This window comes from Methylobacterium sp. Gmos1, assembly GCF_053764715.1.
Map to the genome: position 1 here is coordinate 232,494 of NZ_JBSNCC010000007.1, position 11,769 is coordinate 244,262.

An 11,769-nucleotide genomic window follows, 5' to 3' on the forward strand; every position below is an offset into this window, starting at 1 on the left:
GGGCGCGGCGAACCCGGACCCTTGCGTCAGCGCCGGCGGTCGATGAGGTCGATCATCGCGGAGCCCGCATTGGTGACGCCGTCGCCGAGCGCGACCATGGTCTGCGTCACCAGCCGGCCGGTCGGCGCGAAGGGCAGCCAGGAGGCCGGGCGCTCCGGCTCCGTCCCAGTGCTCGCCGTGCGGGTCGCCGGGTCCGGCTTCTCCGCCACGATCCGGCGGGGCTTGAGATCCTCGGGCCGCGCCGGCGGGCGCAGGTCCGCCAGGGCCGGCACCGCCCGGGGGCGCGGCGTCGCCGCGCGGCGCGGGGCCTTGCCCTCCTGCTTGGTCTCCTGCCTGGCCTCCAGGGTCGGCAGCACCGGCGGGGCTACCTCGGCCGGCAGGCCGGCGATCAGCGGGAATTGCTGCTCGAACTCGAGCGGGTAGGGGGCGCGCACCCGCCCCTCGGCCTCGGGCACGATGCGGAACAGGTCGCTGGCCTGCGGCAGCGGCTGCACGGCGGCGACGTGGCGCTCCGGGGCGCGGGGCGGCGCCTCGCGCCAGTACAGCGAGCCGGCCGCGAGGCAGACCGCCACGCAGGCGGTGGGCAGGAGCGGCAGGTAGCCCCGCGAGGCGCCGGGCAGGCTGCCGAGCGCGCTCGTCTCCACCGGCTTGCGCGTCCGCCCGTTCTGCCGCATCCCAACCTCCCGCTCGACCATTGCCGCAGTGAAGCCCGGGTTTCGGGCCGAAGCGGGGCCGTTTCTTTGCGCTTTCGTGTCGAAGGAGCGGTCGGCGCCTCCGGGGGGTGTCGCCCGGATCTCCCCCGGGGTAAGGAGCGGTCCCGCCGCTTCTCGTTCGCCCCGGGCCGGGCGCCGTCCCAGGCCCGACATTTGCGTGATCCGACGCCGACATGCCCGACCGCGCAAGCCCCCAAGCCCCGGCCCCGCCCGCCCCGTCCTCCGGGGACAACAGCCTCGTCATCGCCGTCGTCGACCCGAGCCGCGCCCGGGCCGCGATCCTGGAGGAGGGCCTGCGCGCCGTCGAGGGCGCCCGGGTGGTCGTCATCCCCGACACCGCCGACCTCCTCGACCGGCTCTCCGCCCTCTCGCCCGACGTGGTGGTGATCCACCTCGAGAGCCCGAGCCGGGACCTCCTCGAGCAGATGTTCGGGGTCTCGCGCCTCGTCGAGCGGCCGGTGGCGATGTTCGTCGACCGCTCGGACGCGCCGATGATGCAGGCGGCGGTCGATGCCGGCATCTCGGCCTACATCGTCGACGGGCTACGCGCCGAGCGGATCAAGCCGATCATCGAGATCGCGATCCTGCGCTTCAACGCCTTCTCACGGCTCCAGCGCGAGCTCTCGGAGGCGAAGAGCGAGCTCGCCGACCGCAAGCTGATCGAGCGCGCCAAGGGCATCCTGATGAGCGCCAAGGGCCTGACCGAGGACGAGGCCTACCGGCAGCTGCGCCGCAAGGCCATGAACGAGAAGCGCAAGATCGTCGACATCGCCCGCGCCATCGTCACCGCCGCGGACCTGCTCGGATGAGGCTGCAGCTCGGCTACGTCCCGCTCACCGACGCCGCGGTGCTGATCGCCGCGGTGGAGCGCGGCTTCACGGCGGCGGAGGGGCTGGAGGTCGATCTCGTCGCCGAGCCGTCCTGGGCCACCCTGCGCGACCGCCTGGCGCTCGGCCTCCTCGACGGCGCCCACATGCTGGCCCCGCTCGCGCTCGCCTGCCATCTCGGCCTCTCCGGGCCCCAGGCCCGCCTGATCGCCCCGGCGGCGCTCGCCCGCAACGGCAACGCCGTGACCCTGTCGCTGCCGCTCTGGCAGGCACTCGATGCCGCTTCCGACGCCGTGTCCGACGTCGCCCGGGCGCTCGCCCGGGTGGCGGAGGCCCGCGCCGAGGAGGGGCGGCCGCTGACGCTCGCCACCGTCCATCCGTTCTCCAGCCACACCTACCAGTGGCGCCGCCTGCTCGCGCTCGGCGGCAGCTCGCTCACGGCGGTGCGCCTCGTCGTGGTGCCGCCGCCCCGCACCGTCGAGGCGCTGGGGCGCGGCCTGATCGACGGGTTCTGCGTCGGCGCGCCGTGGAGCAGCGTCGCGGTCGAGGCCGGGGTCGGTCGCATCGCGGCGCTCGGCGTCGCCATCGCGCCCGACTGCCCGGAGAAGGTGCTGGCGCTGCCAGCCGAGATGGAGGACCGGGCGGCGCCCCTGCTGCGCGCCGTGAAGCGCGCGGCGCGCTGGTGCGGCGAGCCGGAGAACCGCCAGGACCTGGCCGAACTCCTGGGCGCCCCGCACCATCTCGGGATTGACCCGGCGCTGATCCTGCGCGGGCTTTCCGGATCGCTGCGCCTCGCGCCGGGCGGGCCGGTGGTCGAGGCGGGGGATTACCTCGCCCTCGGGGAGGCGGAACTGGCGCCCGACCCGGCGGCGCTCGGTTGGCTGGTCGCCGAGATGGCGGCGGCGGGGCAGATCGAGGCGGGGGCGGCGGACGCCCCGGGGTTGTACCGGGCCGACCTGCTGGCGGCGGCCTGACGGGTCCGATTGTCTCGACGGGGTGACACCCACCGAGCCGTGCCGGGGCTCGCCGACGGCGAGAGCCCGGGATCTATGGCCGCGGGCGCTCGAGAAGCTGTCGGAGAGCATTCCGCTTTCTCGTCGAGCGTCAGCGGGCAGGGCTCCCGGGTTCCGGCGAGCCCCGGGACGACGGTGGAACTGGAAAGGGGCGCGACGCGACGGGCCCCGCGGAACGTTCGGTGCTCACCAGGGCGCCATCCGTGGATCTGCTCACCCCTTGAGCACGCGACCCCTGCTCATTCCCCATCCACCAGCCCATCATTTGTGCATCGCACCAATCCGTCGGGCCCTCCAGCCGACCGCTCCGGCCAAGCCGCGAATCATTTCAATTTCAACCACTTGAATCGCTCGCCATTCAGTTGGCACGGAACCTGCTCTCCTTCTCTCGTCCGTCAGCGTCGACGGGCACCGACCGTCAGCAGTGCCGCTGACCCGAGTTCCCCTGTGGGCCCCGCGATGCGCGGCCGGCGGAAGACCTTGGGCGGCGGCTTTTTGCGTTTCGGCACCGGAATCCGCGCCACGACGGCGCAAGCGGCTTGAGGACAGGTCCATCGATGAGCAGCGTTGAGCACACCACGCGTCGCCAGATCCTCAAGGGGGCAGCCGGCGCCCTGTCGCTGGCGGCAGCCAGCCGCGTGGCGCTGCCCGGCGGCGCCTTCGCGCAGGGTGCGGGGCCCGAGGTGAAGGCCGCCAAGCTCGGCTTCATCGCGCTCACCGATGCCGGCCCGCTCTTCGTCGCCAAGGAGAAGGGGTTCTTCGCCAAGCACGGCATGCCCGACGTCGAGGTCCTGAAGCAGGCCTCCTGGGGCACCACCCGCGACAACCTCGTGCTCGGCTCCGAGGGCAACGGCATCGACGGCGCCCACATCCTGTCGCCGATGCCCTACCTCATCAGCGCCGGCAAGGTGACGCAGAACAACGTCCCGGTGCCGATGCAGATCCTGGCCCGGCTCAACACCAACGGCCAGTGCATCTCGGTCGCCAAGGAGTACCTCGAGCAGAAGGTCGCGCTCGACTCCAAGGTGTTCCGGGCCGCGACGGAGAAGAAGAAGGCCGCCGGCAAGTCGGTCAAGGCGGCGATGACCTTCCCGGGCGGCACCCACGACCTGTGGATCCGCTACTGGCTCGCCGCCGGCGGGATCGATCCCGACAAGGACATCGAGACCATCGTGGTGCCGCCGCCCCAGATGGTGGCGAACATGAAGGTCGGCACGATGGACTGCTTCTGCGTCGGCGAGCCGTGGAACGCGCAGCTCGTCCAGCAGGGCCTCGGCTACACCGCGCTCACCACCGGCGAGTTGTGGAAGGACCACCCGGAGAAGGCCTTCGCCATGCGGGCCGACTGGGTCGAGAAGCACCCCCGGGCCGCCCTCGCGCTGCTCGCCGCGGTGATCGAGGCGCAGATGTGGTGCGACAAGCCGGAGAACCGGGACGAGTTCGCCGCCATCGTCGCCAAGCGCCAGTGGATCAACATCCCGGTGGGCGACGTCGCCGGCCGGATGAAGGGCACGATCGATTACGGTGACGGCCGCAAGGTCGAGAACAGCCCGTTCGTGATGAAGTTCTTCGCCGACCACGCCTCGTATCCGTTCCAGTCGCACGACCTCTGGTTCCTCACCGAGGACATCCGCTGGGGCAAGTTCGACGCCCAGACCGACACCAAGGCGCTGATCGCCAAGGTGAACCGCGAGGACCTGTGGCGCGAGGCGGCCAAGACCGTCGGCGTGACCGCCCCGGCCTCGACCTCGCGCGGCAAGGAGACCTTCTTCGACGGCAAGGTCTTCGATCCGGCGGATCCCGCCGCGTACCTCAACAGCCTCGGCATCAAGAAGGTGGCGTGAGATGGCCCTCGGATTAAGCATCGGGCGCGTCGGCGCCGCCAAAGCCGAGGGGGCGAAGGCTCCCCTCGTCACCCGCGCCGCCCTGAAAGGTCTGGCGCTCCGGATCGTGCCGCCGCTCGTCGTGCTGGCGGTGTTCCTGCTGCTGTGGGAGGTGCTGTGCCAGCGCCCCGGCGCCGGCCTGCCGCCGCCCTCGCGGGTGGTGACGGAGGCGTGGGACATCATCGCCCACCCGTTCTACGACAACGGCGGCACCGACAAGGGGCTGTTCTGGCACATCTCGGCCAGCCTCCAGCGCGTGGCGCTCGGCTTCACCCTGGCGGTCATCGTCGGGGTGATGCTCGGCACCCTCGTCGGCCAGTCCGAATGGGCGATGCGCGGGCTCGACCCGATCTTCCAGGTCCTGCGCACCATCCCGCCGCTCGCCTGGCTGCCGCTCTCGCTCGCCGCGTTCCGGGACGGCCAGCCCTCGGCGATCTTCGTGATCTTCATCACCTCGATCTGGCCGATCATCATCAACACCGCGGTCGGCATCCGCAACATCCCGCAGGATTACCGCAACGTCGCGGCGGTCTTGCGCCTCAACGCCTTCGAGTTCTTCGCCAAGGTGATGCTGCCGTCCGCGGCGCCGTACATCTTCACCGGCCTTCGCATCGGCGTCGGCCTGTCCTGGCTCGCCATCGTGGCGGCCGAGATGCTGATCGGCGGCGTCGGCATCGGGTTCTTCATCTGGGATGCCTGGAACTCCTCGCACATCAGCGAGATCATCGTGGCCCTGGTCTATGTCGGGGTGATCGGCTTCGTGCTCGACCGCCTCGTCGCCGGCCTCGGCCACCTCGTCACCCGCGGCACCGCGACGGCCTGAGGGAGCCCGACATGACCCATCTCAGCCTCGAACAGGTCGGCATCAGCTTCACCCGGTCAGGCCGCACCACCGAAGTGCTGCGCGACGTCAACCTGAAGATCGCCAAGGGCGAGTTCGTCTCGCTGATCGGCCATTCCGGTTGCGGCAAGTCGACGGTGCTCAACATTGTGGCGGGCCTGCTCAAGGCCTCCACCGGCTGCGTCCTCCTCGACGGCAAGGAAGTGAACAGCCCCGGCCCCGAGCGGGCGGTGGTGTTCCAGAACCACTCGCTCCTGCCCTGGCTTACGGTACGCGAGAACGTGGCGCTCGCCGTCGACAAGGTGCTGAAGTCGAGAAAGAGCCGGGCCGAGCGGCGCGACTGGATCGAGCACAACCTCGCCCTCGTCAACATGACCCACGCCGCCGAGAAGCGCCCGCACGAGATCTCCGGCGGCATGAAGCAGCGCGTCGGCATCGCCCGGGCGCTCGCCATGGAGCCGAAGGTGCTGCTCATGGACGAGCCGTTCGGTGCGCTCGACGCGCTGACCCGGGCGCATCTCCAGGACCAGCTGATGGAGATCCACCTGCGGCTGAAGAACACCGTCATCATGATCACCCACGACGTCGACGAGGCGGTGCTGCTCTCCGACCGGATCGTCATGATGACGAACGGCCCCTCGGCCACGATCGGGGAAGTCCTGACGGTGCCGCTCGAGCGGCCGCGCAAGCGCCTCGAGCTGGTCGAGGACCCGACCTACACCCATGCCCGGGCCGAGGTGCTGGAATTCCTCTACGCCCGCCACGCCAAACCCGCGATCGCGGCCTGATCCCATGACGGAACGCCTCGTCGTCATCGGCAACGGCATGGCCTCGCTCCGCTTCCTGGAGCGGCTGACCGAGGCCGCCCCCGGGCGCTTCGACGTGACTTGCGTCGGCGCCGAGCCGGTGGCGGCCTACAACCGGGTGCTGCTGTCCTCGCTGCTCGGCGGCGAGGTCGACGAGGCGGCCTGCACCTTCCGCGGGCTCGACTGGTACGCCGAGCACGGCATCACCCTGGTTACCGGCGCACCCGCGACGGCCATCGACACGACTGAGCGCGTCGTGCAGGTCGGCGAGGGGCTGGTGCTGCCGTACGACAAGCTGGTGCTCGCCGTCGGCTCGGTGCCGATCCGGCTGCCGAAGCCCGGGATGGATCTGCCGGGCGTCATTACCTTCCGCGATCTCGCCGACGTGGCGGCGATCCGCCGGGCGGCGGTGGCGGGCGCGAAGGCGATCGTGATCGGCGGCGGGCTTCTCGGGCTCGAGGCGGCGGTGGGCTTGGCGCGCCTCGGCGTCGACACCACGCTCCTGCACGTCATGGACCGGCTGATGGAGCGTCAGCTCGACCACGCCGCCGCGGGGCTGGTGCGCGAGGCGATGGAGGCCCGCGGCGTGCGGGTGATCCTGAAGGCCGACACCGCTTCGATCGAGGGCGACGGCCGCGTCGAGCGGCTGGTTCTCGCGGACGGCACGGTGCTGCCGGCCGACCTCGTGGTGATGTCGGTCGGCGTGCGGCCCTCCACCGCGCTCGCGGCAAACGCCGGGCTCGCGGTCGGGCGCGGCATCCGGGTCGACGACACGATGGCGACCTCTGTTCCCGGGATCTACGCGCTCGGCGAATGCGCCGAGCACCGCGGCCAGACCTACGGCCTCGTCGAGCCGGCCTACGAGCAGGCCGAGGTGCTGGCCCGGCACCTCTGCGGCACTGAGGCCGCTTACGCCGGCACCTCGCTCGCCACGAGCCTGAAGGTGTCGGGCCTGCCGGTCTTCTCCGCCGGTGCCGTCGACGTGCCGGACGGCGCCGAGGCGGTGACCTGGAGCGATCCGGCATCCGGCCTCTACCGCAAGCTCGTGATCGACGGCGACCAGCTGATCGGCGCGGTCTTCGTCGGCGACGTCGCCGAGCAGGGCTGGTGCAAGGCCCTGATCCGCACCGGCGACCCGATCACGCCCGACGACCGGGACGACCTGATGTTCGGTCGCCAGGTCTCCCCCGAAGTTCCTGCCCCCCAACCCCTCGCAGCGTGAAGGAGCCCGCGATGGCCGACGACTTCGACGCCGAGCAGAAGCGCTACCTCGAAGGCTTCTCCCACGGCATCGCCGCAATCCGCATGACCGGCGGCCTCGCCGGGGGCGGAGCCGCCGCCGCGCCCGCCGCCGAGCCGACCGGGCCGGACGCGATCCACATCAAGGCGCAGGACCGCACCGTGAAGAACGGCGGCAAGCTCGCCGAGCAGGAGAAGTGGAAGCGCGCCGAGAACCCGTTCGACGGCCACAACCGGCTGATCGCCGAGGCCGCGACCGGCAAGGCACCGAAGCCCGAGGACAATTTCCGCTGGCGCTACCACGGCCTGTTCTGGGTGGCTCCAGCCCAGAACTCCTACATGTGCCGCCTGCGGATCCCCAACGGCATCCTGCACCACTGGCAGTTCGCCGGCATCGCCGACCTCGCCGATGCCCATGGCGGCGGCTACAGCCACGTCACGACCCGCGCCAACCTCCAGGTGCGCGAGATCAGCCCTGAGCACGGCCAGCCCTTCCTCGACGGGCTGGTCGATCTCGGGCTGACCGCGCGGGGCACCGGCGCCGACAACATCCGCAACGTCACCGGCTCGCCGACGGCGGGCATCGACGCGCAGGAACTGCTCGACACCCGGCCGCTCGCCAGGTCCTGGCACAACCACATCCTCAACGACCGCTCGCTCTACGGCCTGCCGCGCAAGTTCAACGTCGCCTTCGACGGCGGCGGCGTGCTGCCGGTGCTGGAGGAGACCAACGACATCGGCTTCCAGGCGGTCGAGGTGACGGAGGGTGCGGCGGTCGCGCCCGGACTCTGGATGCGGCTCGTGCTCGGCGGCATCACCGGCCACCGCGACATCGCCCGCGACACCGGCGTGGTACTGCGCCCGAACGAGTGCAACGCCGTCGCCGACGCGATCCTGCGGGTGTTCATCGAGAACGGCGACCGCACCAACCGCAACAAGTCGCGGATGAAGTACGTCCTCGACGCCTGGGGCTACGACAAGTACCTCGCCGCCGTCGAGGAGAAGCTCGGGCGCAAGCTGGAGCGGGTCGATCCCTCACACGTGAAGCCCCGCGGCGGCTTCGACCGCTACGCCCATGTCGGCGTGCACAGCCAAGTCCAGCCGGGCCTGAACTGGATCGGCGTGGTGCTGCCGGTCGGCAAGATGACCACCGACCAGATGCGGGCGCTGGCGACGATCGCCCGCGACTGCGGCGACGGCCAGATCCGCCTCACCGTGTGGCAGAACTTCCTCTTCTCCGGCGTGCCCGACGACAAGGTGGCCGAGGTCGAGTCCCGCGTCGCGGCCCTCGGGCTCTCCACCAAGGCGTCGAGCATCCGCGCCGGCCTCGTCGCCTGCACCGGCAACCGCGGTTGCAAGTTCGCAGCCTCCGACACCAAGGGCCACGCGCTGCTCATCGCCGACCACGTCGAGGCGGCGGTGCCGGGGCTCGACGTGCCGGTCAACGTCCACCTCACCGGCTGCCACCATTCCTGCGCCCAGCACTACATCGGCGATATCGGGTTGATCGGCGCCAAGGTAGTGGTGAGCGAGGAGGGCGACACCGTCGAGGGCTACGACATCGTGGTCGGCGGCGGCTTCGGCGAGGCGGCCAAGATCGGTACCGAGATCTGGAAGGCCGTGAAGGCCGAGGAGTGCCCCGGCCGGGTCGAGACCCTGCTCAACGACTACCTCGCCCACCGCACCGGCCCGGAGGAGACCTTCCAGGCCTACACCGCCCGCCGCGGGCCCGACGCGCTGAAGGCGCTCGCCGGCGAACGCATGCTGGAGGCGGCCGAGTAGCCGACCCTTCTCCTCTCCCCGCGGGCGGGGAGAGGGCCGCGCCCTCGTTCAGAGGGCGCGGCGAGCCCGGAGGGCGAGGGTGAGGGGGTGTCTCCGCGTGAGACTCCTCCGGTACCACCCCCTCACCCTCGCGGCGAACCTGCGGTTCGCAGCTCGCTCCGTCGACGACAAGGTCGCCGGAGCCCTCTCCCCGCCCGCGGGGAGAGGAGACGGCCGGTGCATCACCGGCGGAACGCCACTCTTCTCTGGTAACCCCCCGATGACCCAGCACGTCGCTCCCCCGCTCGTCCTGATCCCCGAATCCGCCCCCTTCAACGCCGACCAGCGCGCCTGGCTCTCGGGCTACTTCGCGGCCCTGCTCGGGCCGGCGGTCGAGGGCGCGACCGCCCTTGGGGCCGGCGAGGCGCCCGGCGGCCCCGCGCTCGCCGACAACGGCGATGCGCCCTGGCACGACCCGTCGATGGGCCTCGACGACCGCATGGCGCTGGCCAAGGACCGCTCCGAGCCGCAGAAGCTGATGGCCGCCATGGCCCAGCAGGATTGCGGCCAGTGCGGCTACAACTGCGCCGACTACGCCAACGCCCTCTTCCTCAAGAAAGAAGAGCGCCTGAACCTGTGCCAGCCCGGCGGCAAAGAAACGCTCCGGATGCTGAAGAAGCTGGAGGCGGAGTTCGGCACCGCGGCGCCCGCCGGCGCCGCCGCTGCCGCCTCCGACGACGCTCCCAAGGCGGAGGCGCCCCTCGGCCCCTACGGCCAGTGCCGCGAGAACCCGGCCGAGGCGGTGTTCCTCTCCCGCCGCCGCCTCAACGCGCCGGGCGGCGAGAAGGAGACCTGGCACATCGAGATCGATCTCGCCGGCACCGGCATCGACTACGTCGTCGGCGATTCGCTCGGCCTGTTTCCCGCCAACGCCCCGGCGCTGGCGGACGCGGTCATCGCCGAGCTCGGCGCCCGGCCCGAGCGGGTCATCGCCACGAAGCTCGGCGAGAAGACCCTGCGCGACCACCTGCTCACCAACTACTCGCTCGGCGGCGCGCCGGACGGCCTCTTCCAGCTGCTCTCGCTCCTCACCTCCGGCGCGCAGCGCAAGAAGGCCCAGGCGCTCAGCGCCGGCGAGGACCCGGACGGCGACGCGAGCTATCTCGACGTGCTCGGCGCGCTCCACAAGTTCCCGGGCGCCCGGCCCGACGCCGAGGTCTTCCTCGAAGCCCTCGACGAGCTGCAGCCGCGGCTCTACTCGATCTCGTCCTCGCCCAAGGCCGATCCGGGCCGGGTCTCGCTCACCGTCGACGCGGTGCGCTACAGCCACCGCTCGCGCCTGCGCCTCGGCGTCGCCTCGACCCATCTCGGCGAGCGCCTGTCCGAGACCGCCAAGGTGAAGGTCTACCTCCAGAAGGCCCACGGTTTCGGCCTGCCGGAGAACCAGGACACCCCGGTGATCATGGTCGGCCCGGGCACCGGCATCGCGCCGTTCCGCGCCTTCCTGCGCGAGCGCGCCGCCGTCAAGGCGCCGGGCAAGAACTGGCTGTTCTTCGGCCACCAGCGCCAGGCCTCCGACTTCTTCTACCGCGACGAACTGAACGCGATGAAGGACCAGGGCGTGCTCACCCGCCTGTCGCTCGCCTGGTCGCGCGACGGGGGCGAGAAGACCTACGTCCAGGACCGCATGCGCGAGAACGGCCGCGAGCTGTGGCGCTGGCTGGAGGAGGGCGCCCACTTCTACGTCTGCGGCGATGCCAAGCGCATGGCCAAGGACGTCGAGCGCGCGATCATCGACGTGGCGGCGAGCCACGGCGGCAAGAGCCCGGAGGAGGCGGTGGCGTATCTCGCCGCGCTGAAGAAGGCGAACCGGTATCAGGCGGACGTGTATTGAAGCCGGCTCGTCGGCGTCTCGCGCGTCGGCACGAGGATGCGTCCAGCAGGACGCTCTTGGGTGGCGATTAGCATTATGCTAATTATCTAGTATGCTGCAGATCGCTTACAGCAAGGATGCCCTGCGGACGTTGAGCCGGATGCCGACCAACATGTCGGCTCTCATCCGGTCGAAGATTGAGCAATATGCCTCCGATCCCCGGACACAGGCGAACAACGTGAAGGCGCTGAAGGGAGAGCCGGGCGTGTTTCGGCTCCGCGTCGGCGACTGGCGCGTGCTGTTCACGGAGGACGGCGTGGTGCTGGCCGTCATCCGCGTCGCTCCGCGCTCCAGCGCTTACGATTGAGGCGAAGGTCTGACCCATGAATATCCAACGGATCACGACCCCGGCGGGGGACACGCTGATCGTCCTGGCCGACGCGGATTATCAAGCTCTTCTCGATGCTGCCGAGGACAATGCCGATCGTCTCGCCGTCGCCGAATTCCGCCAGCGCCTCGCCGCCGGGGACGAGGAGCTGATCCCGGCACCGGTCGTCGACCGTCTGCTCTCAGGCGAGAGCCGAGTGCGCGTCTGGCGCGAGCATCGTGGCTTGAACGCCGCGGCCCTCGCGGAGCAGACGGGCCTGTCCCAGGCCTTCCTGTCGCAGATCGAGACCGGGAAGCGTGACGGCACGGTCGACACCTACCGGAAGATCGCCGCCGTCCTCAACGTCAGCCTGGACGATCTCCTCGGGTAACCGATGGGACGCCGAGGGCGCTCGGCGGCTCGAACATTGCTTGTCTGGGCTCACC

General features: G+C 70.9%; 11 protein-coding genes. 10 read left to right on the forward strand and 1 reads right to left on the reverse strand.

Translation table 11 applies throughout. The features are described from left to right. Window positions 1-26: 26 nt before the first annotated feature. A complete protein-coding gene (locus ACS5PV_RS16705) occupies window positions 27-674 on the reverse strand; it encodes a hypothetical protein (protein ID WP_455396451.1) in 648 nt (215 codons plus the stop codon). A 212-nt stretch (window positions 675-886) separates the two neighbouring features. On the opposite strand from ACS5PV_RS16705, the gene ACS5PV_RS16710 reads away from it, so the two are divergent. The 10 genes from ACS5PV_RS16710 to ACS5PV_RS16755 all read left to right on the forward strand — a co-directional run bounded on the left by ACS5PV_RS16710 (window position 887) and on the right by ACS5PV_RS16755 (window position 11,714). Continuing rightward, on the forward strand, window positions 887-1,522 hold the full coding sequence (locus ACS5PV_RS16710; RefSeq protein WP_455396452.1) for an ANTAR domain-containing response regulator: 636 nt from the start codon (window positions 887-889) through the stop codon (window positions 1,520-1,522). Then, entirely contained in the window at window positions 1,519-2,514 is a 996-nt protein-coding gene (locus tag ACS5PV_RS16715) for a CmpA/NrtA family ABC transporter substrate-binding protein (RefSeq protein WP_455396453.1), read from the forward strand. Before ACS5PV_RS16710 ends, ACS5PV_RS16715 begins: the two co-directional genes overlap by 4 nt. Window positions 2,515-3,110: 596 nt before the next feature. Beyond that, window positions 3,111-4,397: a CmpA/NrtA family ABC transporter substrate-binding protein gene (locus tag ACS5PV_RS16720; protein WP_455396454.1), complete on the forward strand. Its 1,287-nt coding sequence runs from the start codon at window positions 3,111-3,113 to the stop codon at window positions 4,395-4,397. A 1-nt stretch (window position 4,398) separates the two neighbouring features. Continuing rightward, complete coding sequence (gene ntrB / locus ACS5PV_RS16725) at window positions 4,399-5,259, forward strand: nitrate ABC transporter permease (protein WP_455396455.1); 861 nt, start codon at window positions 4,399-4,401, stop codon at window positions 5,257-5,259. A gap of 11 nt (window positions 5,260-5,270) precedes the next feature. After that, the gene (locus tag ACS5PV_RS16730; protein WP_455396456.1) at window positions 5,271-6,065 is read left to right on the forward strand and encodes an ABC transporter ATP-binding protein; all 795 of its coding nucleotides are present in this window, start codon (window positions 5,271-5,273) and stop codon (window positions 6,063-6,065) included. 4 nt (window positions 6,066-6,069) lie between these two features. Beyond that, window positions 6,070-7,305, forward strand: a complete 1,236-nt coding sequence (locus tag ACS5PV_RS16735; RefSeq protein WP_455396457.1) for an NAD(P)/FAD-dependent oxidoreductase — start codon at window positions 6,070-6,072, stop codon at window positions 7,303-7,305. An 11-nt stretch (window positions 7,306-7,316) separates the two neighbouring features. Next, window positions 7,317-9,104, forward strand: a complete 1,788-nt coding sequence (locus tag ACS5PV_RS16740) for a NirA family protein (protein ID WP_455396458.1) — start codon at window positions 7,317-7,319, stop codon at window positions 9,102-9,104. A 259-nt stretch (window positions 9,105-9,363) separates the two neighbouring features. Further along, complete coding sequence (locus ACS5PV_RS16745) at window positions 9,364-10,977, forward strand: sulfite reductase subunit alpha (protein WP_455396459.1); 1,614 nt, start codon at window positions 9,364-9,366, stop codon at window positions 10,975-10,977. Window positions 10,978-11,068: 91 nt separating this feature from the next. Further along, window positions 11,069-11,323 (forward strand): type II toxin-antitoxin system RelE family toxin, encoded by a 255-nt coding sequence (locus ACS5PV_RS16750; protein ID WP_455396460.1) that lies wholly within the window; start codon window positions 11,069-11,071, stop codon window positions 11,321-11,323. Window positions 11,324-11,339: 16 nt separating this feature from the next. Beyond that, window positions 11,340-11,714 (forward strand): helix-turn-helix domain-containing protein, encoded by a 375-nt coding sequence (locus ACS5PV_RS16755; protein WP_455396461.1) that lies wholly within the window; start codon window positions 11,340-11,342, stop codon window positions 11,712-11,714. Window positions 11,715-11,769 lie beyond the last annotated feature (55 nt).